The sequence below is a fragment of the Nesterenkonia sedimenti genome (assembly GCF_012641515.1).
GTDB classification, from domain to species: Bacteria; Actinomycetota; Actinomycetes; order Actinomycetales; family Micrococcaceae; genus Nesterenkonia; species Nesterenkonia sedimenti.
Genome location: NZ_JABAHY010000001.1, coordinates 291,890 through 317,872, shown reverse-complemented (window position 1 = coordinate 317,872; position 25,983 = coordinate 291,890). Strand labels below are relative to the sequence as shown.

At 62.1% G+C, this 25,983-nt stretch carries 21 protein-coding genes and 1 tRNA gene; 10 read left to right on the top strand and 12 right to left on the bottom strand.

The genetic code is table 11. The features are described from left to right. Nucleotides 1–11 precede the first annotated feature (11 nt). Nucleotides 12–803 (top strand): twin-arginine translocase subunit TatC, encoded by a 792-nt coding sequence (gene tatC, locus HGQ17_RS01560; protein WP_324615139.1) that lies wholly within the window; start codon nt 12–14, stop codon nt 801–803. Here tatC and pepN read toward each other — a convergent pair. After that, nucleotides 766–3,435: an aminopeptidase N gene (gene pepN / locus HGQ17_RS01555; protein WP_168886200.1), complete on the bottom strand. Its 2,670-nt coding sequence runs from the start codon at nt 3,433–3,435 to the stop codon at nt 766–768. The two genes, tatC and pepN, sit on opposite strands and share 38 nt — an antisense overlap. An 18-nt stretch (nt 3,436–3,453) precedes the next feature. Beyond that, nucleotides 3,454–5,508, bottom strand: a complete 2,055-nt coding sequence (locus tag HGQ17_RS01550) for an acyl-CoA dehydrogenase family protein (protein WP_168886199.1) — start codon at nt 5,506–5,508, stop codon at nt 3,454–3,456. Nucleotides 5,509–5,618: 110 nt separating this feature from the next. Here HGQ17_RS01550 and HGQ17_RS01545 point away from each other — a divergent pair, with 110 nt between their 5' ends. The 3 genes from HGQ17_RS01545 to HGQ17_RS01535 are packed head-to-tail and all read left to right on the top strand — an operon-like array spanning nt 5,619 to nt 9,181. After that, nucleotides 5,619–6,908, top strand: coding sequence for an acetyl-CoA C-acetyltransferase (locus HGQ17_RS01545; protein ID WP_168886198.1), 1,290 nt, complete (start codon nt 5,619–5,621; stop codon nt 6,906–6,908). Between the two features lie 11 nt (nt 6,909–6,919). After that, the gene (locus HGQ17_RS01540; RefSeq protein ID WP_168886197.1) at nt 6,920–8,278 is read left to right on the top strand and encodes a 3-oxoacyl-ACP reductase; all 1,359 of its coding nucleotides are present in this window, start codon (nt 6,920–6,922) and stop codon (nt 8,276–8,278) included. 6 nt (nt 8,279–8,284) lie between these two features. Next, nucleotides 8,285–9,181 (top strand): MaoC/PaaZ C-terminal domain-containing protein, encoded by an 897-nt coding sequence (locus HGQ17_RS01535; protein ID WP_168886196.1) that lies wholly within the window; start codon nt 8,285–8,287, stop codon nt 9,179–9,181. A gap of 3 nt (nt 9,182–9,184) precedes the next feature. Here HGQ17_RS01535 and HGQ17_RS01530 read toward each other — a convergent pair whose 3' ends face one another. Beyond that, nucleotides 9,185–9,601 (bottom strand): hypothetical protein, encoded by a 417-nt coding sequence (locus tag HGQ17_RS01530; protein WP_168886195.1) that lies wholly within the window; start codon nt 9,599–9,601, stop codon nt 9,185–9,187. Between the two features lie 52 nt (nt 9,602–9,653). Further along, a complete protein-coding gene (locus HGQ17_RS01525; protein WP_168886194.1) occupies nt 9,654–9,842 on the bottom strand; it encodes a hypothetical protein in 189 nt (62 codons plus the stop codon). Nucleotides 9,843–9,852: 10 nt separating this feature from the next. On the opposite strand from HGQ17_RS01525, the gene HGQ17_RS01520 reads away from it, so the two are divergent. After that, nucleotides 9,853–11,241, top strand: a complete 1,389-nt coding sequence (locus HGQ17_RS01520) for a hypothetical protein (protein ID WP_229503208.1) — start codon at nt 9,853–9,855, stop codon at nt 11,239–11,241. 67 nt (nt 11,242–11,308) lie between these two features. Here the strand turns inward: HGQ17_RS01520 and HGQ17_RS01515 are convergent. The 4 genes from HGQ17_RS01515 to map all read right to left on the bottom strand — a co-directional run bounded on the left by HGQ17_RS01515 (nt 11,309) and on the right by map (nt 13,511). After that, nucleotides 11,309–11,385, bottom strand: a tRNA-Val gene (locus HGQ17_RS01515). Nucleotides 11,386–11,487: 102 nt separating this feature from the next. Further along, nucleotides 11,488–11,649 carry a hypothetical protein gene (locus HGQ17_RS01510; protein WP_168886193.1) on the bottom strand — a complete coding sequence of 54 codons (162 nt, stop codon included), beginning with the start codon at nt 11,647–11,649 and terminating at the stop codon, nt 11,488–11,490. A 102-nt stretch (nt 11,650–11,751) separates the two neighbouring features. Further along, nucleotides 11,752–12,615: a polyphosphate--glucose phosphotransferase gene (gene ppgK, locus HGQ17_RS01505; RefSeq protein WP_168886192.1), complete on the bottom strand. Its 864-nt coding sequence runs from the start codon at nt 12,613–12,615 to the stop codon at nt 11,752–11,754. Then, nucleotides 12,615–13,511, bottom strand: a complete 897-nt coding sequence (map, locus tag HGQ17_RS01500) for a type I methionyl aminopeptidase (RefSeq protein WP_168886191.1) — start codon at nt 13,509–13,511, stop codon at nt 12,615–12,617. Before map ends, ppgK begins: the two co-directional genes overlap by 1 nt. Nucleotides 13,512–13,559: 48 nt before the next feature. Here map and HGQ17_RS01495 point away from each other — a divergent pair, with 48 nt between their 5' ends. After that, nucleotides 13,560–13,724 (top strand): SPOR domain-containing protein, encoded by a 165-nt coding sequence (locus tag HGQ17_RS01495; protein ID WP_168886190.1) that lies wholly within the window; start codon nt 13,560–13,562, stop codon nt 13,722–13,724. A 46-nt stretch (nt 13,725–13,770) separates the two neighbouring features. Here HGQ17_RS01495 and panB read toward each other — a convergent pair whose 3' ends face one another. Further along, nucleotides 13,771–14,646 (bottom strand): 3-methyl-2-oxobutanoate hydroxymethyltransferase, encoded by an 876-nt coding sequence (gene panB / locus HGQ17_RS01490; RefSeq protein WP_168886189.1) that lies wholly within the window; start codon nt 14,644–14,646, stop codon nt 13,771–13,773. Nucleotides 14,647–14,735: 89 nt separating this feature from the next. On the opposite strand from panB, the gene glnA reads away from it, so the two are divergent. The 3 genes from glnA to HGQ17_RS01475 are packed head-to-tail and all read left to right on the top strand — an operon-like array spanning nt 14,736 to nt 19,595. Next, complete coding sequence (gene glnA / locus HGQ17_RS01485) at nt 14,736–16,076, top strand: type I glutamate--ammonia ligase (protein WP_168886188.1); 1,341 nt, start codon at nt 14,736–14,738, stop codon at nt 16,074–16,076. Nucleotides 16,077–16,081: 5 nt separating this feature from the next. Further along, nucleotides 16,082–19,114: a bifunctional [glutamine synthetase] adenylyltransferase/[glutamine synthetase]-adenylyl-L-tyrosine phosphorylase gene (locus tag HGQ17_RS01480; protein ID WP_168886187.1), complete on the top strand. Its 3,033-nt coding sequence runs from the start codon at nt 16,082–16,084 to the stop codon at nt 19,112–19,114. A 46-nt stretch (nt 19,115–19,160) separates the two neighbouring features. After that, entirely contained in the window at nt 19,161–19,595 is a 435-nt protein-coding gene (locus HGQ17_RS01475) for an acyl-CoA thioesterase (protein ID WP_168886186.1), read from the top strand. On the opposite strand, the gene HGQ17_RS01470 is transcribed toward HGQ17_RS01475, so the two are convergent. Together HGQ17_RS01470 and HGQ17_RS01465 are read right to left on the bottom strand one after the other, a co-directional pair. After that, a complete protein-coding gene (locus tag HGQ17_RS01470; protein ID WP_168886185.1) occupies nt 19,592–20,593 on the bottom strand; it encodes an IS481 family transposase in 1,002 nt (333 codons plus the stop codon). The genes HGQ17_RS01475 and HGQ17_RS01470 overlap by 4 nt on opposite strands. 106 nt (nt 20,594–20,699) lie before the next feature. Beyond that, on the bottom strand, nt 20,700–21,701 hold the full coding sequence (locus HGQ17_RS01465; protein ID WP_168886184.1) for an LLM class flavin-dependent oxidoreductase: 1,002 nt from the start codon (nt 21,699–21,701) through the stop codon (nt 20,700–20,702). 167 nt (nt 21,702–21,868) lie between these two features. On the opposite strand from HGQ17_RS01465, the gene HGQ17_RS01460 reads away from it, so the two are divergent. After that, nucleotides 21,869–22,321: a hypothetical protein gene (locus HGQ17_RS01460; RefSeq protein ID WP_168886183.1), complete on the top strand. Its 453-nt coding sequence runs from the start codon at nt 21,869–21,871 to the stop codon at nt 22,319–22,321. A 296-nt stretch (nt 22,322–22,617) separates the two neighbouring features. Here the strand turns inward: HGQ17_RS01460 and HGQ17_RS01455 are convergent, their stop codons facing one another. Next, the gene (locus HGQ17_RS01455; protein WP_168886182.1) at nt 22,618–25,974 is read right to left on the bottom strand and encodes a DNA polymerase III subunit alpha; all 3,357 of its coding nucleotides are present in this window, start codon (nt 25,972–25,974) and stop codon (nt 22,618–22,620) included. Nucleotides 25,975–25,983 lie beyond the last annotated feature (9 nt).

The following is a 25,983-nucleotide window of genomic DNA, read 5'->3' as shown; positions in this document are numbered from 1 at the left end:
TGAACTGACCTGTGAAGAGGAAAAAGAACCGTGACCCCGAGGGGCGGATGTCGCTTCGGGAGCACCTCAGGGAGCTGCGCCGTCGACTGCTGATCGCTGCTGCCGGTATCGTCCTGGGCTCCGTGGCGGGATTCTTCCTCTATGACTGGCTCTTCGCCACACTTTCGGAACCCATCCTCGAATACGGCAGTGGTGGCGAGGACGATCGCCTGACTGCCGTGGCCTTCAATGCCGTGGGCCAGCCCCTGGACCTGCTGATCAGGCTCTCCCTGTTCGTGGGCTTCGTGATCTCCTCACCTATCTGGCTCTACCAGATCTGGGCGTTCATCATGCCCGGGCTGAAGAAGAAGGAGAAACGCTACGCCCTGGCCTTCATCGCCGCCAGCGTCCCCCTGTTCCTGGCGGGTATCGGCATGGCCTACACCCTGCTGCCCCGGGCAGTGCAGTTCTTCTTCGGTCTGAACCCCGAGGGCACATCGAATGTGATCGCCCCGGATATCTACTTCACCTTCGTGCTGCACCTCTTCTTAGCCTGCGGCATCGCCATGGTCATCCCCGTGGTCCTGGTGGGGGTGAACATGATGGGCATCGTCACCGGCAAACAGATCCTGAAATCCTGGCGCGGTGTGGTGATGCTCATCGCCGTGATGTCTGCCCTGGCCGCACCAGGAGGCGAGGCGATCACCATGTTCTTCATCATGATCCCGCTGACCCTGCTCTTCGGGTTGGCGATCGGCCTCTGCCTCCTGAACGACAAGCGTCGGCTCAAACGTGAGCGGCAGCTTGTGCCCGCAGGCTCCTGAGCAGCCCGTCCTGGGCCTCCAGCAGCTCCCGGCGAAGACCGGCCGGGGCATCACTGTTCTGCTCTAACCACTCAGCAGTCGCCGCAGCAACTGGATGTTCCTCGGGCTGCTGCCCCGGGGAGAGATGCTGAACGGCTGGGAAGAGCCCTCCGACAATCCGACCAGCCTGGCCCAGTGTCATCGAGGACCAGACCGAACGCAGGGACTCAAAGTAGCGCTGCTCATAACCGGCAGTCAGATTCGACGGATCGGCACTGAAGCCATCAATCGTGGCGGTGAGCAGATCATTGGAGAGCACACTGCCCTCAGCATCGGTGGCGTTGAGCGACTCATCCAGGGCCTGGTCCTTCACAGACTTCTCCGGCCGGGCAGCCAGAGCCAAACGATGAGCGATCCGCCCGCGGGCAGTACTGCGCGCAGCAAGCTCGGAATCGATCTGCTCACGATCAGCCCTGCCATGGGCAGTCAGAGCCTGCAGGAAAGCCCATCGCAGCTCCTCATCGACTTCAAGTCCTTCGATGCCGAGTTCGGTGGCCTTGCCGTCCAGCAGATCAGCCAGCAGATCCAGCTGTCCCGGGTGACGCAGGCTCAGCGCTGCCAGGGTTCGGGCAGCCGCCCGCTGAGCATCCTGGATGTTCTGCTCCCCGGCGGTGGAGATCTCAGCCGCATTGGCCAGGAATTCTACCAGTCCCGAACCCAAGCGGGCAGTGAGCTCTTCGGCCAGTTCCGCCGGCGCATAGCGCTCCGCTGCGGTATTGGCCTGCCGCAGCAGAACAGTGACCATTGCTGCCTCCGGGATCTTCAGCCCCAGGCGCAGAACTGCATCGACATACCGCTGGGCGGAGAGCTCACCATCGCGGACCATGGACCACAGTGCGGCCCATACAGTCGCCCGAGCCAGGGGATCCTCAATGGGGTAGCTCAGAGCCGCTGAGACCGACTCCGGATCCAGGCTCAGCTTGGCATAGGTGAGATCCCGCTCATTGGGCAGAACCAGGCGCGGAGTTTCGTCATCGGGCAGCTGCAGCCGTACCGGGGTGACCCCACCAGGTGCATCGGCTGCGAGATCGGCCGGGATCACCTGGCCGAGCTTCAGCTCCCCGTCACGGAGGGTATGCAGCCCGACGTCGACCACATGGGGCCTGGCGATCGGGGCACCGCTGACCGGATCGGTCCCTGATTGGCGGACTAGGACAGTGTCCTCATCCTCAGGATTCGGCTCCACCGAGAGAACCGGGATACCAGCAGTCTGCAGCCAAGCCTCGGCCCAGGCATGCATATCCTTACCGGTGGCCTCCTCCAAGACACTCAGGAAATCACTGAGGGTTGTGTTGGAGAAGGCATGCCGGTGGAAATAGGTGCCGGCAGCCTTGGCGAAGGCTTCACGGCCGGCATAGGCCGCCAGCTGCTTGAGCACACTGGCACCCTTGGCGTAGGTGATCCCATCGAAGTTCTGATGAGCCGCCTCCAGATCTGGAATATCGGCAACAATGGGGTGAGTCGTCGGCAGCTGATCCTGCACATAGGCCCAGGCCTTACGGCCATTGGCGAAAGCCACCCAGGCCGTTTCGAAATCAGTGGCCTCATCGACGGCGAAGGAACCCATGTAATCGGCGAAGGACTCCTTCAGCCAGAGGTCATCCCACCACTTCATGGTGACCAGATCGCCGAACCACATATGGGCCATCTCATGCATAACCACATTGGCCCGCAGCTCATGCTGGGCCTCAGTGGCGGCGGTATCGAAGATCAGCTTCTCGGTGAAGACGACCAGACCGGGGTTCTCCATCGCACCGGCGTTGTACTCGGGTACGAAGACCTGGTCGTATTTGCCCCAGGGGTAGTCGTAGCCGAACTCGCTGTGGAAGAAGTCCAGACCCTGTTTGGTGATGGTGAACAGTTCCTCGGCATCGAGGTGCTCGGCCATGGCCTTACGCACCAGCAGCGAGAGCGGAACCTCCAGATCGCCCTGTCCGGACCAGCTGTCGGTGACCTCGTAGTAAGGCCCGGCTAGCAGGGCGATGAGATAACTGGACATCAGCGGGGTATCAGCGAAACTGACCGTCACCAGAGCCTGGCCCTGCTGGTTCTCTCCGGCGGCCACACGGGAGACCTCGGCCCCATTTGAGCGCAGCTGCCAGTTCTCCGGCCCAGTGACCTCGAAGCGCCAACGTGCCTTGAGATCAGGCTGGTCGAAGACCGGCACGATCCGGCGGGCATCAGCTGACTCGCACTGGCTGTAGAGGTAGACACTGCCATCGGGATCCACGAACCGGTGCAGACCCTCACCAGAACGCGAGTAGCGGGATACCGATTCAATCTCGACAACGTTCTCACCGGCGACCAGGCCCGGCAGGGGCAGGCGAGCTGCGCCGTCGTCGTACTCCACTGCAGCCTGCTGTCCGTTGATCTTTAGTGACTCAACGGTAATACCGATGTAATCGAGGAATGGGACAGTATCCTCACCGGCCGCCGGGGTGAAGGATAACTCCACCCGGGTGGTAACCGGAAAGGTGGTGGCACCTTCCTCGGCGGCCGCTGAGAGATCGACGTGGACGTCATAGGAGGAAACGCTGAGCAGCGAGGAGCGCCAGGCGGCCTCATCACGAGTGAGATTTTCAGTATCAGACATAGTTGTATTCAAACACGGCTAGCGTTTCCGGCTGCGCTCTTGCAGAACCTTCTCATCCACCGGTGCCGCCGATGACGCCCGAAGTGTCCGGTAGTACTCGATAGCCTCCTGCTGGCGGCGTTCCTCAGCCCCGGATGCCACCTCCATGCGCACATGTTCAGGCGCGTATCCGAAGGAGTCGACAATCTCCTGGGCATGCGGGCGGACCCGGGCCAGCAGCCGGTTAATATAGGGGCTCAGGGTCCGTGCCCGCTGGCTGGAGATCCGGCCGTTGCCGAGGTACCAGTCCAGGGTCTCCTCGATCGTGGTTAGCGCGTAGATGTCCCGCAGCCAGGTCAGCACCTGTTTGGTACCGGAGTGCTCCACCTTCTCCAGAGCATCGGTGAAAGATTCCCAGAGCAGAAGATCGGCATGGGCCTTGGCTGCGTTGATGATCTCGTACTGGTGCTCATTGAAGACCTTGGCCTGCTTCTCCGGGGGAAGTTTGGCGACACTGCGCAGCTCACCGGCGACGTCGACCACCATCTGACGAACCCGACCGGCCAGCAGGTTCCGCTGGACTTCGGTCTGCTTGAACCAGTTGGCGCTGCGGCGTTCATCACCGGTATCCCGAACCTCCTGCAGGGCCCGGCGCAGTCCGAAGCGGTGCATGACCCGGTCACCAGCCTGGTTGGCCACATAGCTGGCCAGGGCGCCGGCATCGGCGTTCTTGAACTCGGCGGCGTAGTCAGCCAGCAGGCGCTTGGCCACCAGCTGCAGGAGGACGTTGTTATCCCCTTCAAAGGTGACATAGACGTCGAGATCGGCCCGCAGCGAGGTGAATCGGTTCTCTGAGATGAAGCCGGCACCGCCACAGGCCTCCCGGGCTTCCTGGAGAGTGTCGAGACCATGCCAGGTGGCAATCGGTTTGATCGCCGCGGCCAGAGTTTCCAGTTCCTGGCGGTTCTCATCGGAGCCGTCACGGCCGGAGAAGACATCATCGAGTTTGGCCAGCAGCTTCTCATGGGCGAATCCGGCTGCCACAGTCTTGGCCAGACGGGGGATAAGGCGGCGCTGGTGCAGCTGGTAGTCCAGCAGCACCTCTTCCTCAGTGGTGGAGGCCGCATGGAACTGACGCCGCTGATTGCCGTAGGTGATCGCACCGATCAGGGCCAGTTTGCTGGCCGCCAGGGCGGAACCGGTCAGCGAGACCCGGCCCTGGACGAGAGTTCCCAGCATGGTGAAGAACCGACGGCCGGGGGACTCAATGGAGGAGGTGTAGCTGCCATCGGCTGCGACATCGCCGTAGCGGTTGAGCAGATAGGTCCGGGGGACACGGACACTCTCGAAGCGGATCTGGCCGTTGTCCACACCGTTGAGACCGCCCTTATGGCCGTCGTCGGCGATGTGGATCCCGGGCAGGACCTCACCGTTGTCGTCACGCAGATGCATGTAGAAGCAGTGCACCCCATGGTTGACCCCATTGGTGATCAGCTGAGCGAAGACCACCGCATCCTTAGCGTGCAGGGCAGCGTTGCCGAGGAACCGCTTAGTGGCAGCCTCGAAGGGTGTGTGGATGACGAACTCTTCGGTCTGCGGATCATAGGTCGCAGTGGTGCCCAAGGCAGCGACATCGGAGCCGTGTCCGATCTCAGTCATCGCATAGGCACCGGGGATGGAGAGGTCCATAATTCCGGGCAGCCACTTCCTATGGTGCTCGGCCGAGCCCAGATGCAGCACGGCGGCACCGAAGAGTCCCCACTGAACACCAGCCTTGATCTGCATGGAGGGGTCCCCGGTGACGAGCTCCTCGAAGGCGGCGATATTGGCCCCATGGTCATCCTCGCCGCCGAACTCCTCGGGAAAGGCACGGTGGACCGCACCTTCGGCCACCAGCTGGTGCAGCTGCTTCAGAGCCTGCTCGCGGTGATCCTCCTTGGTCAGACCCTCGGTCTTGTGGAACCGGGAATCCTTCAGCAGCTCCCGGGCCACCCGTCGGGTGGGGGCCCAATCGCCCAGGAAGAGCTCTTCAAGTACCTCTGTGTTGACAGTGGCAGTGTCCACCGGACCGGTGGCGGTGTCGTTGGTGCCCATAAGGACCTCCAGTGAAATCGTAGGGAGTGGGACTCAGTGTGCTAGTGATGCCCAACACCGGTAGTCTAAGATACTGACGAGTAATAAAGGCAAGTCCTAAGGAGCGTGCCATGCCAGCAGATTCCATCCGCGACGCCGTCATCATCGGCGGAAACCGCATCCCCTTCGCCCGTGCCCACGGTGCCTACGCAGGTGCCTCCAATCAGGACATGGTGACCTCCGCCCTCAATGGGCTCATCGCCCGCTTCGGCCTGCAGGGTCAGCAGTTGGGTGCAGTAGCCGGTGGTGCGGTGCTGAAGCACTCCAAGAACTTCAACCTCATGCGCGAATCAGTGCTGGGCACTCCGCTGGACCCCAACACCCCGGCATATGACGTGCAGATGGCCTGCGCAACAGGTATGGAGGCCATCGGTTCGCTGGCCAATAAGATCAAGCTTGGTCAGATCGACTCCGCCATCGGTGGGGGAGTGGACACCGTCTCCGATGCTCCGATCGTGGTTACCGATGAGCTGCGCGGGATCCTCATGGAGGCCAATCGCGCCAAGACTATGGGCCAGCGGCTGAAGGCCTTGGCGAAGATCCGGCCCGGCCACCTCGCCCCGCAGGCACCTGGCACCAATGAGCCCCGTACCGGACTGTCGATGGGTGAGCATATGGCCATCACGGCGGATAAATGGGGCATCACCCGCCAGGAGCAGGATGAACTGGCCCTGGCCTCGCATAAGAACCTCGCCGCTGCCTACGACCGGGGCTTCTTCGACGATCTGGTCACCCCCTTCAAGGGCGTGAGCCGAGATAACAACCTCCGCGGAGACTCCACCATCGAGAAGCTGGGCAAGCTCTCCCCGGTCTTTGGCAAGGAACTTGAGAACCCCACGATGACGGCTGCGAACTCCACGGCCCTGACCGATGGTGCCGCAACTGTGCTGCTGGGTTCCGAGGAGTGGGCCGATGCCCACGATCTGCCCAAACTGGCCAATTTCATCGACTACGAAGAGGGCGCGGTGGACTTCGTCGACGGCGAGGAGGGGCTGCTGATGGCTCCCGCCTATGCCGCGGCCCGGATGCTCAAGCGCAATAACCTCAGCTTCGAGGACTTCGAGTTCTTCGAGATCCACGAGGCCTTCGCCTCGACGGTGCTGGCCCAGATCAAAGCCTGGGAATCTGAGGAGTTCTGCCGGGAGAAGCTCGGACTGGAGGCCCCCCTGGGCTCCATCGACCGCAGCAAGCTCAACACCACAGGCTCCTCCCTGGCAGCGGGCCATCCCTTCGCCGCCACAGGTGGACGGATTGTGGCCACCCTGGCCAAGCTTCTGCACGGCAAGCCCGGAAAGCTCGGCTTCATCTCCGTCTGCGCCGCCGGCGGTCAGGGCATCACAGCGATTATCGAAGGACGGTGAGGACCAGCTCCATGGTCAAAGACACGTACACCGAATTCGCCAACTCCTCGCTGGGCGAGAAGATCACCAAGACTCTGGGTCTGCCCCAACCTGCCAAACTCCGGCGGTATCGCCCCGAGGCTCCGCTGATCGAGGGGCCCACTGTGGTGCTGGGCAGCTCAGAGGCCTCGGATATCCTGGCAGACCAGCTGGTCAGCTGGGATCTTGACGTCCGGCGCCATGTGGGCCGGAGAGAGAAGGTCGCGGCCGTCGTCGCCGTTTTCGACACCGCACAGACCCCAGCTGATCTCAGTGAGACTGTCCTGGCACTGGGCGGACTGCTCAAACAGCTCAAGTCCTCGGCCCGGGTGATCACGGTCTTCCGGGACCCACAGGGCAATGAGGATCCCGCGGTGACCGCAGCACGTAAGGGTGTGGAGGGACTGACTCGCTCCCTGGCCCATGAGATGCGCGCCGGGGGAACAGCCAATGGGCTCATCCTCTCCGAGGAGCTCGACGCCGCAGCCCCCAGTGTCTCCGGAGCCCTGCGGTTCCTGCTCTCCGGGCGTTCGGCCTTTGTCTCGGGTCAGTTCATCACCGTGCAGAACACTAATGGCGTGCTGCCGGATGAGTGGACTCAGCCGCTGGCTGGACAGGTGGCAGTGGTCACCGGCGCTGCCCGCGGCATCGGTGCTGCGATCGCGAAGATCCTGCGCCGTGACGGGGCGGAGATCATCGCCGTGGACATCCCCGCAGCCGGTGAATCCCTGGCTGGGGTGGCTAATGAGGTCTCCGGTACTGCACTGCAGCTGGATATCACTGCCGAGGATGCAGGAGACCGCATTCTGGCTCATGCCGAACAGCACTACGGCCGGCTGGACATCGTGGTGCACAATGCCGGAATCACCCGGGATAAACTCCTGGCGAATATGGACCCCTCGCGGTGGGACTCGGTGATCGCGGTGAATATCGAATCCCAGCTGCGGATGAACCGGACCTTCCTGGAGTCGGAGCTGTTCAACCGGCCTGAGGCCGGGGTGGGCCCGAGGATCGTCTCCCTGGCCTCAACCTCCGGTATTGCCGGCAACCGCGGCCAGACCAACTATGCAGCATCGAAGTCAGGTGTGATCGGCATGGTCTCGGCAACCTCCGCTCAGTTGGAGGCTCGCCATGGGACCATCAACGCTGTGGCCCCCGGATTCATCGAGACTGAGATGACCGCCAAGATGCCCTTCGCCACTCGTGAGGTCGCCCGCCGGCTGAACTCCCTGAACCAGGGCGGTCTTCCGGAGGATGTCGCTGAGACCATCGCCTATCTGGTCTCTCCGGCAGCAGGCGGAACCAGCGGTCTCACGCTGAGGGTCTGCGGACAGAACCTGGTAGGAGCGTGATTGCCCATGGCACAGAAGATTGAACTGCCAACCCTCGGCTCGGTCTATCGCCAGGCGGCAGCTGACGCTGTGAAATCCAAGCTCAGCTCCAATGGCAGTCTCAAAGCTCTGCCGAAGGAGGCTGTGGTCACCGAACACCCCGGGATCTCTGCGGAGCAGGTTGAGCAGTACCGCGAGCTCTTCGGCGGGGAGGCCTTCGACGGCGTCCACCGTCAGTCCCTGCCTTCAGTTCTGGTACACATCGCCGCCTTCCCGGTACAGATGGCGCTGATGAGCCGAAAGGACTTCCCGCTGCCGCTGCTGGGCATGGTGCATCTGACCAATTCGGTGGAACACCACAAGCCGGTCTACGCCGAGCAGCCCCTGGAGATTCTTGCTCGGGCCGAGAATCTGCGGCCGCATCGCAAGGGCACACAGGCCGACATCATTGTTGAGATCAGTGCAGAGGGTCAGCTTCTGTGGTCGAGTGTCTCGACTTACCTGGGTCGGGGCGCGTATATGTTCAGCCGCTCCGAGCATGAAGAGGTGGCATCCGGTTCTCGCGAGTTCAGCGCACCGTCAAAGACGGCGCTGTGGACCCTCGGTGCTGATACTGGCCGGAAGTACGCGGCTGTCTCGGGTGACTACAACCCCATCCATGTCTCAGGGCTCAGCGCGAAGCTGCTCGGGCAGCCCCGGGCAATTGTGCACGGGATGTATTCGGCAGCCCGAATGCTGGAGGGGCGCGAACCTGAGTCGGCCGGGCATTCCTGGAGCATCAGTTTTGAAGCCCCGGTGGCCCTGCCGGGACGGGTGGCCTTCGCCGCAGAGGAGAAGGACGAGCGGACGCTGGCCTTCACCGGCTGGCATCCGAAGAAACAGCGCCGGCACTTCACCGGCGAGCTCAAACTGCCGCAGTCCTGAGATCTACTCGGTCTCCCAGACGGCGATCCGCACCCAGTAGGGGTGCCGACCGTCCTCATCGGGGTTGTAGCCCTCATTCTCACCGACCTCCAGGACCATGGCCTCAAGCCCGCCTGCTTGAGCTGTGGTCCCTGGAGGTCCGGTGACGCTATCGCGCTCATCGGCGTCGGTGTCGATGATGTTGATCTCTCCCTCGCCGTCGCTGGACCCACCGCCGGTAAGACAGAAGTTCTGCCGGCAGTCCTGATAAGGGCCAGAGAGCACGGAGATCTCCGCGTCCTCCGGGTAGTCGAGGTCGACCTCCTCGGCCGTGGGCTCATTCCCGGGATCATCCGCGGACCCCGAGCAGGCACTGAGCCCACCGATACTGAAAGCCAGTGCTGCAGTTGCTGTTATCTTCCCCAGTGCATCCGTTCCCATGCAGCAATACATTAATCGGCGCTGCCGCAATGTTCCACGGGCAATTGATGGACTATTCCTGTGAGTTGGCGGAATTCCTCTGCGGTGGTTTCCAGATGAGCAGAAGGACCGCTCCGATGAGGAGAACGCCAGCGGCGATGGCAGCAGCGACCGCCCATTCCTCACCGGCCAGATCATCGAGGAATCCTCGAATCTGGGACTCCTGATCGATCAGGGCGACGATGACGAATGAGATCACCACTACACCAGCTATGACCGGACCCAGGTATCTGATCCACGGTGACATCGTGGTGCTCTCAGTCGATGCCCGCATGGCGGATGACTCCTGTGGGGCCGAGCGCACCTCGGATTCTGAGGATTACTGGGAGGGACTGCGGATCTTCGACGTTTCTGACCCAGCCAATCCGGAGTATGTCTCCGCTGTGGAGACCAAATGCGGTTCGCATACCCACTCCCTGGCCCCCAGTGCTGATGGCGAGGACCTCTACGTCTACGTATCCTCCTATTTCCCCAGTGATGATATCCGCAACTGCCAGCCCCCACATGATCTGATCTCAGTGGTTCATGTTCCAGTCGATGACCCCTCCGGAGCGGAGGTCGTCTCGACACCGGTGCTGTTCCCCGATGGCGGTTATGAAGGTGATGACCGCGGCTCCTATACCGAAACCTCGGGTTGCCATGACATCACCACCTATGTTGAGCATGATCTGGCTGCCGGAGCATGTATGGGTGACGGAATCCTGATGGATATCTCCGACCGTGAGAATCCTGAAGTGATCTCCAATGTCCGCGATGTTGAGAACTTCGCGTTCTGGCACTCCGCAACCTTCAACAATGACGCCACCAAGGTCGTCTTCACTGACGAGCTCGGCGGTGGCGGCATGGCCACCTGCACCAATGAATTCCCCGACACCTTCGGTGCCAATGCCATCTACGACATTGTCGACGGCGAGCTGGTGCATGCCTCCTACTACAAGATCCCTCGCATCAACTCCGAAGAGGAGAACTGCGTGGCCCATAACGGTTCGCTGATCCCGGTGGAAGGCCGCGATCTGATGGTGCAGTCGTGGTACCAGGGCGGCACATCGGTCTTCGACTTCACCGATTCTGAGAACCCCGAGGAGATCGCTTGGTTCGACCGCGGTGAAGGTATCTCCGGTGGTGGCACCTGGTCCTCCTACTGGTACAACGGCTACGTCTACTCCTCAGACCTCTCCATCGGTTTCGACACCTTCAAGCTGGACGACAGCATTGATGGTGACGCGATGATGCTTGAGGATCTCAACCCCCAGGGACAGACACCGTTCCCGGTTGGTGACGAGGAGCCGCGGGTTCCCCCGAGATGGGCAGCATCCACTGTATACGACACTGGAGATCTGGTCGCCCTTGAGGACGCCATCTTCGAGGCCCTGTGGTGGACTCGTAACCAGGAACCGGGTGACCCCAATGGTCCCTGGTCGGAGATCGGTGAACCCACCGTCTGTGGTGAGGAGGAGTACCCGGCCTGGGCAGCTTCGACTCGCTTCGACGGCGGGGAGAGCGTTGTCCATGAGGATGTGCTCTATGAGGCCCAGTGGTATTCCCGAAACCAGGAGCCTGGGGATCCAAACGGTCCCTGGACTGAAGTTTCCAGCTGCTAGACCGGGCTAACCAAAGGGCTGGTGGGTGATCCCAAATTCTGGGTCTCATCCACCAGCCCTTTGTCTATGGTGCGTCGAGAGGGACTCGAACCCCCGACACCTGCGGTGTAAACGCAGTGCTCTAACCAACTGAGCTATCGACGCCTGTGTGCCTTTGGCACGAGAAGACACTATACCAAAACCACGAAGCGCCGAGACGAAAAGCCCCAAAGGGCCTCGTCTCGGCGCAGTGTTTACGCCCCGATGTCAGCGGTTGAAGCCGGGGTACATGCCGAAGTTCGGCTGGGAAGCGGTGATTCGCATAATGTCTGCATTTGCAGTGCGGTCCGCGGCCTCCAGTGCAGCCAGGACCCGGTTGCTCTTCTTGGTCTTATTCTTCTTGAAGATTCGCTCCTTGAGGGTGCGCATGTTTTCACGTCCTTTCATCTTGTGTTCTAGAGCTGAACGCAAGATGCTCCAAGAAACATTCCTGTAACCTGGCGTTAACGTGCTATTTGTGACCAAGCTCTCTCAGGAGGACTGGGAATCGGCCAATCTCGCCTGCTCCGCGGCGAATAGGGCAGCACCGGAGATACCTGCATTATTGACCAGCTGTGCGATGACGACCTCTGCTCGAAGTCCGGTCACATAGGGCATAAACAGTTCCGGATTCTGCGAAATCCCGCCACCGATGATGAAGCGGTTAACCGGCTGAATCCGCTCCAGATAGACCAGGTAGCGGCGCAGCACCTCGCCGTATTCGGGCCAGTCCATTCCCAGACGCTCGCGGCTGGCTGCTGAGACCTTATTCTCCGCTTTGACCTCACCTTCGAACTGGGCGTGACCGAGTTCGTTATTGGGGATCAGCACACCATCGTGAATAAGCGCGGTGCCCACACCGGTTCCCAGGGTCACCGTCATCATCGTTCCGGCCAAATTATTGCCGGCTCCGTAGCGGGCCTCGGCCAGACCGGCGGCGTCGGCGTCGTTGAGGGTGAAGGTCCGTCCCGGAAGGTCGCTGAGCAGCTGGCTGGTATCGCAGTTGATCCAGGCGGGGTCAATATTGGAGGCGGTCAGAACCACGTTATCGATCACAATGGCGGGGAAGGTCACCCCCACGCTGAGGTCCTCGGCTGCCGGTGCCTCAGGGCGGGCCAGCAGCTCCTGGAGGATCTGGCCGATCACCTCGGCAACTGCATCTGGGGTGGCAGGTTTGGGGGTGGGGATGCGGAAACGCTCTCCGCGCAGTTCACCACTGGCGAGGTCAACGATTCCGCCCTTGATGCCGGTGCCCCCGACATCAATGCCGATCGCGGATTCAGGCAGTTTGGGCAGACTCTGGCTGGCCGGGCCAAGCGCCTGGGCGGCGGGGACTGTGGCTTCCGGAGAGGTCATCAGGCTCCTTCTTTACCGGAGGGCAGGGTCAGGATCTCGGCCCCGTCATCGGTGACCAGAATGGTGTGCTCGAACTGCGCAGTGCGCTTCTTATCCCGGGTGACGGCCGTCCAGCCGTCCTCCCAGAGGTGCCAGTTCCTGGTGCCGAGGGTGATCATCGGCTCCACGGTGAATACCATGCCCGGTTCCATGGGCTGGGAGTATTCGGGGGCGGCGTCGTAATGGGGGATGACCAGGCCGGTGTGGAAGGCCGGCCCCACCCCATGGCCGATGAACTCATGGACCGTGCCGTAGCCGAATCGGCGGGCATAGACCTCGATCGCGCGGCCGATCACATTGATCGGACGGCCGGGTTTGACCGCTTTGATCCCGCGCATCATCGCCTCATGGGCGCGTTCGACCAGCTGTTTGGACTCATCATCGACCTCGCCGACGTAGAAGGTGACATTGTGGTCACCGTGGGCGCCGTCGAGATAGGCGGTGATGTCCAGGTTCACAATGTCGCCGTCCTGCAAGACCGTGGAGTCCGGAATCCCGTGGCAGACGACCTCATTGATGGAGGTGCAGATGGATTTCGGGAAGCCCCGGTAGCTCAGGCAGGAGGGGTAGGCACCCCGATCGATGAGGTACTGATGGGCGAAGGCATCGAGTTCATCTGTAGTCACACCGGGTTTGATGAGTTTGCCGGTGGCCACCATGGCATCTGCGGCCAGCTGACCGGCTCGCCGAATGCGCGCAATCATCTCGGCGTCGAAGACATCCGGACCGTTGTACTTCGGCGGCTCCGAAAGCCCCACATAGGGTGGCTTTTCAATACTGTCCGGAACCGGACGTTGCGGGGATACCGTGCCGGGAACCAAAGTGCCCAGCGGTGCCGTGGATAGTGCAGAAGCCATGGGAGCATCCTATTCCACTGTGGCCGCCTTCGGCGTAGGGTACTGGTTGTGAGTGACTACTGGTTCAACGTTAATACCAAGCAGGTCGAACAGGGCGCGCAGTCCTCCTGGAAGCACCTGCTGGGCCCCTATAAGACCTATGAAGAGGCGGCTCGGGCCTTGGAGAAGGTCCAGCAGCGTAATGAGGATTGGGAGAACGACGACGACGCCTGAGCGCTCAGCCCACCGCTGAGGGCAGCACCCAGGCGTGATCGTTCTCTCAGAATGTATGCTCCTCAGCAGGGAAAATGCCCTGGGCGACATCCTCGCGATAGTTCCGCACAGCCTCGGTGATGATCCCGCGGAGGTCGGCGTATTTCTTCACGAACCGGGGGAGCCGTCCGTTGTTCAGGCCCAGCATGTCCTGCCAGACCAGCACCTGACCCGTTGAGCCAGTTCCGGCTCCGATACCGATAGTCGGCACCTGTACTGCAGCCTCGACCTCCTCCATGAGTGTGGCCGGAATCATCTCCACCAGAATGCAAAAGGCGCCGGCCTCCTCCAGAGCGCGGGCGTCGTCGATGACTTTGCGGGCCTGTTCGCCGCGGCCCTGAACTCGGAAGCCGCCAAGTTGATGCTCAGCCTGCGGGGTGAAGCCGGCATGGGCCATCACCGGGATTCCGGCATCGACTACGGCGCGGACATGATGGGCGTTGCCGGCATGGGCCTCCATCTTCACCGCATGCACCCCGGCCTCCTTCATATAGCGCACTGCAGTATGGACAGCCTGCTCGGGGGAGGCCTGGTAACTGCCGAAGGGGAGATCCGCCACCACCAGGGCCCGCTTGGCTCCGGCGACAACCGATTTCGCGTAGACCAGATGCTCATCCACGGTGATCGAAAGGGTCGAATCACTGCCCTGCATCACATTGGCTGCGGAGTCTCCGCAGAGCAGCAGTTCCACACCCGCCTCGTCCAGAACATTGGCGATCATCGCGTCATAGGCGGTGATCATGGTGAATTTGCGGCCTTCACCTTTGAAGCGCTGCAGATGGTGAGTACGGATTCGCTTGGGCTCTGTTGAGCCGCTGCCGGTTGCCGCGGAACTGTATGGCGCAGACTGTTCGTCCTGGGCAGAGGGTTCATCATTGGACATGGTTCCAAGCGTACTCCGGTGTGGGGTACAGGTTGGGTAGAGTAGTCGAGGCTGGACCAGGACCTATGTCAGGAGGCGGAAGAGCAGCTATGGACCGTCAGCAGGAATTTGTACTGCGCACTATCGAAGAGCGCGATGTCCGCTTTGTCCGTCTGTGGTTTTCCGATGTGGTCGGCGCCCTGAAGTCGGTGGCACTCGCCCCGGCCGAGGTTGAGGGCGCCTTCGCTGAGGGCCTGGGCTTCGACGGTTCCTCCATTGAGGGACTCTCCCGAGTCTTCGAATCGGACATGCTGCTGAAGCCGGATCCCTCCAGCTTCCAGATTCTGCCCTGGCGAGGTGAGGAGGAACCCACCGCCCGGATGTTCTGCGACATCCTCACCCCGGATCAGGAACCGGCAGCCGGTGACCCGCGGTTCGTTCTGCGTCGCCAGCTCGATGCCGCCGCATCCATGGGCTTCACCTGCTACACCCACCCAGAGATCGAGTTCTATCTGCTGAACTCCGAGGAGCTCGACGACGAAGGCTCACCAATCCCCGCCGACCGGGCCGGCTACTTCGACCACAGCACCGGCTCGGTGGCTCAGGATCTGCGCCGACACACCGTCAATATGCTCGAAGCAGTGGGCATCTCAGTGGAGTTCAGCCATAACGAGGTCGGCCCCGGTCAGAACGAGATCGACCTGCGCTATGCCGATGCGCTGACCACTGCGGATAACATCATCACCTTCCGCACTATCGTCAAAGAGGTGGCCCTGAGCCACGGCAAATACGCCACCTTCATGCCGAAGCCCTTCAGCGAGCACCCCGGCTCCGGTATGCACACCCACTTCAGCCTCTTCGAAGGCGATACCAACGCTTTCTACGCGCCGAATGCGGAGTTCAACCTCTCCACCACTGCCCGGCAGTTCATCGCCGGTGTGCTCACCCACGCCCCGGAGTTCAGCGCGATCACCAACCAGTTCGTCAACTCCTATAAGCGCCTATGGGGCGGGGGAGAGGCCCCCAGCCATCTCTCCTGGGGCCATAACAACCGCTCCGCGCTCATACGGGTGCCGCTGTATAAGCCCACCAAGGGCGGCTCTGCCCGGGTCGAATTCCGCGGTATCGACTCCGCGGCCAACCCCTATCTGGCATACGCCATGGTTATCGGTGCCGGATTGAAGGGCATTCAGGAAGGCTACGAGCTGCAGGAGCATGTCACCGAGGACGTCTGGGGTCTGACCACTGCCGAGCGGAAGGCCCTGGGCCTGAAGCCCCTGCCAGGCACCCTGCATGATGCCATCCGCCAGATGGAGGACTCCGAACTGGTCGCCGAGGTCCTCGGTGAGCAGGTCTACGAGAACTTCCTGCGCAATAAGCGGCAGGAATGGGATGAGTACCGCGTCAATGTCTCGCCCTTCGAGATCAATAAGTACCTGGGGATGATCTAGCGAGTGTGCCTACCCGCAAGCTGATTGCCGCCGGTTTCCAGGAGCTGGACCGGGCTAAGAGTTTTCTGCAGGATCCGCAGCTGAAGGGCATCGATGAAGATGCCCTGGTCAGCTGTATGCATGATGCCCCGAACCCGGATCAGGCACTTCTGCTGCTGATCCGCCTGCTGGAGCGCGCCCCTTCGGTCACCGAACTCTTCACCACCGAGGATGGCAGCTGCCACCGCGCGGTACCGCTGATGCGTCTGCTGGGGGGCTCCCAGGCTCTGGGGGAGTTCCTGATCCGTCATCCAGAACAGACCGATGTTCTCTTCCAGGAGCAGCCGGCCGCCGAACCAGCTGAGACCAGCGCAGAGGAACTGCGCCAGAGGCTGATGGGCGCCGTGGTCGCTGATCCCAGTGCGGCCTTCCCCGTAGCCGGACTGGACGAGAATTTCTCCGCCAAAGATGCCGGGCGCGCTCTGCGCATCGCCTACCGCAGGGAGATCACCCGGCTGGCGCTTCGGGATCTCACTGCGGCAGATCCCGCGGGTTACCTTCCAGCGGCTGCGCGTCAGCTCGCCGATGCTGCAGCGGCAGCCATCGACAGCGCATTGGCCGTGAGTCGGGCAGAGCTCAGTGAACGCCGGCCAGAGGTCGCTGAGATCGAGCTGGCCGTGATCGGTATGGGCAAATGCGGGGCCCGGGAGCTGAACTATATCTCCGATGTCGACGTCGTCTTTGTCCACCGGGCACCTGAGGAGATGGACCCCGCCCAGGCGCGTGAGGCGGCGATCAGTCTGGCCTCAGGCATCTCTAAAGTGCTGGGGGCCTCCGATGGCGAATCGGCCCTGTGGGAAGTAGATGCGAACCTTCGGCCCGAGGGTAAGGACGGCCCACTGTCTCGGACACTGGAGTCCCACCGTGAGTACTACCACCGATGGGCCTCGGGCTGGGAGTTCCAGGCCCTGCTGAAAGCCCGCCCGGTGGCCGGCAGTATGGCTCTGGGTGCTGAATATATGGAGGCCATTGAGCCTCTGGTCTGGCAGGCGGCCTCTCGGGAGGGATTCGTCGAGGACGTCCAGGCCATGCGTCGTCGGGTCTTCGCCAATATCCCGCTTCGGGAGGCCGACCGGGAGCTGAAGCTGGGCCGCGGCGGGCTGCGCGATATTGAGTTCACCGTTCAGCTGCTGCAACTGGTCCATGGCCGGGTGGATGAGCAGATCCGTGTCCGGGATACCCTCAGCGCCATTGAAGCCCTGGGTACCGGGGAATACATCTCCAGTCGCGACCAGGAGGCGATGAGCCGCTGCTATAAACAGCTGCGACTCTACGAACACCGAATCCAGATGGCCGATATGCGCCGGACGCACCTGATGCCCAAGAAGGAGGAGGCGCTGCGGGCTCTTGCCTCAGCGGTTCAGGCTCCGGGGGCTCGTCGGCGGCCGAGTCCCGATGATGTTCTCCAACAGCGCCAGCAGGTGGTCCGCGAGGTCTCTCAGTTCCACGAGACAATCTTCTACCGCCCACTGCTGTCGACTACTGCTGTGCTCTCCGAGGACGAGGTGCGGCTTTCGGCTGAGGCTGTGGGCGACCGCTTGGCAGCACTGGGCTTCAGCGACCCCAGGAGTGCCCTGCGGCATATCGAGGCGCTGACTTCTGGAGTCTCTCGGAAGGCGACCCTTCAGAAGCGCATTCTGCCGATGATGTTGGGCTGGTTCGCCGAAGGTGTGGACCCGGATAACGGTCTGTTGGCCTTCCGGAGGCTCAGCGAGTCCCTGGGCACCAGTCCCTGGTACCTCACGATGCTTCGGGACTCCTCGGTGGCTGCCGAGCGGCTGTGTCAGCTGTTGACCAGCTCCCGGTTCATCTCCGATATGCTCGAACACCGCCCGGAGTCCGCCCAGTGGTTGGGTGAGGATGAGTCCCTGCTCCCACGCGGCTTCGAGGCCCTGTGGACTGAGGTGCAGAACGCCCTACAGCGTCACGAGGGGGCTGGTCAGACTGCGGTTCGCCTGGCGCGGTTGGTGCGCCAGCGGGAGATGCTGCGCACCGCGATCGCTGAGGCCTGTGGGCTGATCACCCAGCATGAGGCGGGGCTGGCTCTGGCTGAAGCTGATCGGGTGGCAGTGCTGGGTGCCCTGCGGGTGGCTGAGGAGGAGCTTGCCGAGACCGAGGGGCGTCACGCCGAGCTGCTGGTGGTGGCCATGGGTCGGCAGGGTGGCCGCGAGATCAGCTACGGCTCAGATATGGATGCCATGTTTGTCCACCGGGCAGTCCCTGGGGCGGAGAAATCTGCCGCTGATGCTCAGGCTCAGAAGCTCGCACTGCGGCTGACCCAACTGTTGTCCAAACCGGTCAAACCGGCGATTCGTGGTGAGATCCCGCTCCAGGTGGATGCCGATCTGCGCCCTGAGGGGAAAAGGGGGCCGCTTTCGCGGTCCCTGGAGTCCTTTCAGGAGTACTACCGGCGGTGGATGGATATCTGGGAGCGGCAGGCACTGCTCCGGGCTAGACCGATCGCCGGCTCGGATTGGCTGTCAGTAGATTTCATGGAGCTGGTCGATGACATTCGCTACAGTCAGGCCCCAACTGCCCAGCAGCTGCGCGAGATCCGGCGGATCAAGGCACGTGTGGAGTCCGAACGCCTGCCCCGTGGTGCAGATCCGGCCCGTCATGTGAAGCTCGGGCGTGGGGGACTCTCCGATGTCGAGTGGCTGATTCAGCTCTTCCAGCTGCAGTACGCCCACCAGCATCCTGAGCTGCGCGGCACGGCGACCCTTCAGGTGCTGCAGGGCCTGGTGGATGCCCAACTGCTGCCGGGAGAGGATGCGGAGACCCTGAAGGAGGCCTGGCAGCTGTGCACCCGGGTTCGCTCAGGGATTATGGTCTGGTCCGCGAAGCCGGCCGATGTGCTGCCCAGCTCCCGCCGGGATCTCGAGGCAGTCTCACGGTGGTGCGGTTTCGACTCTGGCCAGGCCGCAGCCTTCGAGGAGCATTACCTGCGCACCACTAGGCATGCCCGCCAGGTCTACGAAGAGCATTTCTACCAGGACTGAAACTCCAGCTCTGGTGCCCCGGATTGGAAAGGCAAGCACACCGAGGATGACCGCGAAGACTGTGACCGTCCACCTGCGTTGGGGTGACCAGGACGCCTACGGGCATATCAATAATGTGGCCATCCTGCGGATCCTGGAGGAGGCCCGCGCCAGAGCTTTCTGGAGCGCCCCGGAGGAGGGTGAAGAGGGTATTTTCCCGCCCCTGGAGCCGGATCAGCCGGTCTGGGCACTGGTTGCCGATTTCCAGCTGAAGTACCGCAGGCAGCTGCCCTATCAGCGCCAACCGGTGCGTGTGGAGCTGAGTATCCCGAAGGTTGGGGGCGCGAATTTCGTCATCGACTACGCACTATTCGCAAATGACGACGACGCCAGCCCACGCGTCACAGCCCAATCAACCCTGGTGATGGTAGATAAGGACACCGGTAAGCCCCAGCGCCTGGACGCCCAGATGCGCGCCCGACTCCAGGAGTTCAGCGCCTAGCTGTAGTTCCCCGTGAGGTTGTGAACACGCTCTGAGGGCACAGCGCCTCCGATGGCGGTGTGGGTTCGGTGATGATTGTAGTGGTGGAGGAAGGCTTCGTAGGAGGCTTCTCGGGCTGATTCGCTGGTGTAGGGGCGGGCGTAGGCCCATTCCTTCATCAGGGTCCGGTTGAAGCGTTCGACTTTGCCGTTGGTCTGGGGCCTATAGGGCTTAGTGCGTTTGTGCTTAATCCCGTCACCCAGGGCCTGTTTGAACTCGCCTGAGCGGTAGCAGGAACCGTTATCTGTCATTACTGCGGTGACTTCGACGCCGATGGTGTGGAAGAAGGCACGTGCTCGTTTCCAGAACTCGGCGGCGGTGTGCTTGCGCTCATCATCGAGGATCTCGGAGTAGACCACCCGGGAGTAGTCATCGACAGCGTGATGCAGGTACCGGTATCCCCGGCCCGGCGCAGCGCCCTGGGCGGCGGCCTTCTGCGTCTTGGCCAGTGCTTTCAACGCTTGGGATGAGCCTCTGCCGTGGACTCGCCAGCCGCCACCATCAGGGATCTTGCCCAGCTTCTTGATATCTACATGCACCAGTTCACCTGGGGCGCTGGCTTCGTACCTGTTCGTAGCCGGGCGGCGTACTGGCAGCCCGGTGGCCTGATCGATGCACTCCAGGGACGGCATCCGGTACCGGGTGAGCACCCGTCCCACCGTGGAGCGGGGGATGCCCAGGTGCGCGCCGATCCGGTGAGGGCCCCACTGCCTGGTGAACCGCAGTGCGATGATGCGCCGCTCAGCACGCTGAGGCAGACGCCGGGGGCTGCAGTGAGGGCGGCTAGAGCGGTCGTTAAGCCCGCGGCCCTCCCGGTGGCGTTGGACCCATTTGCTGACTGTGGCTGGGGAGACCTGGAAGCGTTCAGCGACCCGACGCTGGGACCACCCATCCTCGATGACCAGGGCTACGATGCGTCGCCTTCCCTCAGGGGTCAGCGGTGACCTACGGTGAACCATAGGAGACCTCCGTTTATCGATTCGTGAGTGTGGTTACCCACATCGATATCGGAGGTCTCCGCTTAGGTCACGGACCGTTCACAACGTGTCGAGGAACTACACCTAGCTAGCTGGGTTCCGGTGCGAGCAGCTCGAGGGTGCGGTGCTGGACATCTTCATCGGTGGCGAGGTTGACCAGGATGAGCTCATCGGCTGCGACCTGATCGGCGAAGTTCTCCAGCCAATCGACTACTTCCTTCTGGTCACCGGCGATGGTCCGGGAGAGCATGCTCAGAACCTGCTGCCCCGCGGGGTGGTCGCGCAGCAGTTCAACATCCTCATCCGAGAGATCCTTATTGCGGCCCAGCATCGCCTTGATCCAGCCATCCTCCGCTTTGCGGCGCTGCTGACGGGCGGTATCCGCGTCATCGTGGGCGATCACATTCGCTGCAGCAATGAAATGTGGCTTCGCATCAGGGCCCAGAAGTGAACCCTGGGCGTTGAAGTTCTCCCGATAGGTATAGGCAGCCTGCTCCAGCATCTGGGGTGCGAAATGGCTCGCAAAGGAATACGGCAGGCCCAATTGGGCCGCCAGCTGGGCCCCATACAGCGAGGAGCCCAGAATGTAGAGGGGAACGTCAGTGCGATAGCCCGGGTAGGCATGAACACCGGGAATCCGGCTGTGTCCAGTCAGATAACCGGAGAGCTCCATAATGTCGGCCTGGAAGCGGTCAGCCTCAGTGCCATCGCGGCGCAACGCGCGCATAGTCGCCCCATCGGTACCCGGTGCACGCCCCAGTCCGAGGTCGATCCGCCCGGGGTAGAGGGTCTCCAAAGTGCCGAACTGCTCGGCGATCACCAAGGGGGAGTGGTTGGGCAGCATGATGCCCCCAGAGCCGACCCGGATCCGCTCTGTATTGGCCGCAATATGTTGGATCAGCAGGGATGTGGCGGAGCTGGCCACATGCGGCATGTTGTGGTGCTCAGCGAACCAGACGCGGCTGTAACCCAGCCGGTCAGCAGTCTGGGACAGGCGCAGCGAACGGGCAATTCCTTCTGCAATGGTCTCCTGCTGGCGGACACGGGCCAGATCCAACAGGGACAGCGGGCGCGAGACGGTTGAGGTCATATCCGGTACAACTTCCAGACCCTGGCCGAATCATCCGGGCGCTCCTCCGCTGAGAGCGGAATCGCCAAAACCCCCACTGTGCAGATATTTGCAATCGCAACTTTGCTTTAGTTAAGTTCTGAATGTTTCACGATACACAGCACCGATCAACCAGAAGGGGCTTGAAAATGACTGAACCAATGACCTGGACACAGCGCAATACTGGAAGCCTGAGCCGCCGGTTCATTCCACTGGGGCTTATTGGCCTGCTTGCTCTCAGCGCCTGCGCACCCGAGGAGGGCACAGAGGATGCCCCCGAGGAGACAGAAGCTGTATCGGATACCGAACCGGTTGAAGATGAAGAGGTCGATGAGAACTCGGCCGGAGGGGATGAGGATGCTCCGGCTGAGGAGGAAGCAGAGAACAACGACGGCGCCCCGACAGACACCTCTGATATCTCTCACGAGGATGCCCTGGATACCGTCAGCTATGAGTTCACCAGCCCGGAAGCCGATGGCGAGATCGAAATAGGGCTGCACGGTCTGGATGTCGGTGAAGAGGGCATGCTGCTGACAGTCTCCTTCGTCCCCGAATATGACGACTCCACTGGGCCACGTGAAGGGGTGAGCAGCAGCCGGTGACCTCCGACTCCGAAGACTCCGAGACTGACGATGACGATGAGGACTCCGATGAGCCTGTCGAGATCGAGGCCGATGAGGAGGAAGACGCCGATGAGTAAGCTCAACCGCCCAGCGTTGAAGTCTCATCGTCCTCTTGCTGCTGCGGCATTGGCTGGAGCCCTGGTAATGGGTGGTGCCACAGTGGCTGCTGCAGATGAGGAGGAGACTGCGCCGCCAGTACCGAGGACGAGGAAGACCCCTCGACCTTTGCCGCCAACCGCCGCGTAGAAATCCGCTACGGGGACTGATCGCTGAGCTCAGGCCGACTGCTGGGTCTTCCAGGTGTTCCACATCTGTTTGAGGTCCCAGGCTTCCTCCGCCTGGATGGAGACCCCGCGGTCGCCGGTGCGGCGGGTCCGGCCCCGAATGACCATCAGCTGAGTGCCGAAGAGCAAGGGGCCGGCCTGCTGCTGGGCCTCCTCAAAGAAAGCAGTATCCGCACAGCCGGTGCCGTCGTCGAGGCTGATGAAAACCGTCCGCTTACCTGAACGCATCGGCGGGGTCTGGGTGGCAACCCGCATCCCCGCCACCAGAACCTCGGAATTGCTCCGCAGGTTCAGCAGCTCTGAGGCAGGGGTGACCCCAAGATGCTCGAAGAGCGGACGGTAAACCTCCACCACATGCCGATCCACCTCAGAGGAGAGCCCATCCAGCTCGGCTGCGGTCTGCTCCTCAGCAGTGGGGTCAGCGGCTGTGGGATCCATCAGCTCATGATCACCGAAGAGGCGCGGTTGGGCTGGGTCCTCCCGCTGTGCAGCCGAGGCCTTCTGCTTCCGCGGTGCGGCAGTGAGCTGTTTGACGAAACTGATGATGCTGCCCCGCCGGGCCGAGGTCACACTGTCCTCGCTCAAGGTGTCGAAGGCCCCCAATTGGGCCAACCGGACCATCAGCGGACGGGAGGGCCGGGCCCGGTGATAAACATCGGTGATCGAGGAAAACGGCTGGGTAGTAAGAATCCGCTCCATCTCCGCCTCGGTAATCCCTTTGACATCCCGGAAGGAGAGCCGGATTCCCTTCTCCTCAGCACTGACCCGCTCCACCCGGTACTGATTGCTGGAGACATTGATATCCACCGGCAGCAGCGGGATCTGCATCCGTCGAGCCTCAGACATCAGCAGCCGGCGGGGGTACATCCCCGGATCGTGCTCCAGAATCCCGGTCAGAAACTCCACTGGGAAATGGGTCTTCAGCCAGGCGCTCTGATAAGTCGGCAGAGCAAAAGCCGCCCCATGAGCCTTGGCGAAACCGAAACTACCGAAACCACGCAGAGTCTCCCAGATCCGGTCGATGTCCTTCTTGCTGAACCGGTCCCCATTGCGCTCAGCGGTCTGCCGGCGGAACCGATCCTCGATGGAGTCGACATCCTTCTCCATGGCCCGGCGCAGCTGATCGGCCTCAGTGAGGCTGATTCCCATCGTCCGCTGCAGGATCCGCAGCACATGCTCGTGATAGATCACCACCCCATAGGAATCCTGCAGAAAATCCTCGAACTCCGGGTGAAGGTACTCGATCTTCTCGTAGCCATGTTTGCGGTTGATGAAGGGAGTGACCATATTCCCCTTCATCGGACCCGGTCGGAACAGTGAGATATCCGCAATGAGATCCGCATAGCAGTCAGGCTGCATCTTCCCCAACAGCTCCCGCTGACCCGGGGACTCAATCTGGAAACACCCCAGAGTGTTGGTGGTGCGGATCATCTCGAAAGTGTCCTCATCATCCTTCGGCAGCGCATCCAGATCCACTACGCCATCCTCGGAGATGTAGTCCACATCCTCGGGCAGGCCACCCTCGGCTGCGGCATCGGCCCCATTGACCCGGGCGATCTCTTGGACCGCATAGGCCATAGTCGACTGCATCCGGACCCCCAGGACATCCAGCTTCAGCAGCCCCATATCGTCGATATCGTCCTTATCGAACTGAGACATCGGCAGTCCCATCCCCGAAGGCTGAGTGGGAGTCACCGAAAGCAGACTGCTGTCACCGAGAATCACCCCACAGGGGTGCATCGAGATATGCCGCGGCAGCCTATCCAGGCGCTCGGTGAGATCGATCAGAGTATCCAGCTGCGGCTGATCCTGGATCTGGGCAGCAATATCGCGCAGCTCCGGTTTGGTGTGCAGAACCTCGCGGAACTCCCGGGCGTTGAACCGCCAGATGCTCTCAGCAACCCGGTCCACCTGCTCCTCACTGAGTCCCAGCGCCAGACCGGCATCCCGTGCCGCACCCCGGGCCCGGTAGGTGTTCTGCATCGAGAGCAGGGTCACCCGGTGGTGGCCATAACGTTTGAAGATCGCCTCATAGACCCGGTGCCGTTGGGCAGATTCGATATCGATATCGATATCCGGCAGGGTGGACCGCTCCGCACCCAGGAACCGTTCGAAGAGCAGGTCATGCTCAATGGGATCCACATTGGAGATCCGCAGCAGATAGTTGACCAGGCTGCCGGCCCCCGAACCGCGGGCCTGGACTCGGACATTCATCTGCCGGATCAGCCCCACGGTCTCGGCCACGGCCAGAAAATAGGTCTCAAAACCGAAACCGGCAATGGTCTCCAACTCCATATTCAGCCGATCCCGGACCCTGGTCATCTCCGATTCCGGAAGATCCGGGTAGCGCTGGGCAAGCCCCTGCTCACACTGCTGACGCAGCACATAGGAGGGTTCATCATGGACTCCGATAACCTCCAGCTCCGGGACCTTCGGCTTACGCCAACGCAGATCCCCGACCAGGTCCAACTGACACCGGCGCCCCAGCTGCTCAGTGGTCTCCAACAGTCGGGCGGCACTCTCCTCACCTAGGCCCGCGTATTCGGTGATCCGGGCAGCCAGCTGATGCATCTGCTCCGGGGGCTTCAGCCAGGCCTGAGCATTCGGCTGGGCCTGAAAGGCTCCCAGGGGGAGCAGATGGGCAGCGGAGTCGAGCACATCACCGGTGACCGCGTCATCGGGCTCCAAATACCGCACCCCATTGGTCAGCACTGCAGGGGTGTTGGTGGAGCGGGCCAGATGCAGCATATTGGCAGCATGTTTGAGACTTCCTGCGCTGCCCGGTTGAGTGTGGTGGCACAGGATCTCCAGTACGACGCCGCCGGGGAGCCTGCTGTGCCAATCGGCCAGGAGACTGCGGGCTCGGCTGCGATCCCCGGCCAGAACTGCCTGCCCCACATCTGACTGCGGGCCCAGCAGCACCGCAGCGGTGGGAGCGCTCTCCTCAGTGTTGAGGAAGAGGCTCAGCTGCTTGGGGTCCACCCAGGCTTTGCGGTGGGCAGTCCCATGGGGGGACCGGCGTGGCTTCCGGCGGGCGGAGTGGGCAGAGGAAATCAGCCGGACCAGCCCCGCCCAGCCGGCCCCGCCGTTATGGCCATAGGCCAGGATAGTGATCTCAGCAGCCGAATCCTGGGTGCGCACCGGGAGATTGACCCCAATGATCGGGGCGATACCGGCCTCTCGGCAGGCGCGGATATGCCGGACAGCACCATAGATGCCGTCCCGGTCGGTCAGGGCAGCAGCTGAGGCGCCGGCCGCCTTGGCTGCCTCGACCAGGGCCTCTGGCCGAGCAGTGCCGTAATGGGCGGAGAAGGCGCTGGCAACGTGGAGATGGGTGAACTCAGGCATCGCTGGCGA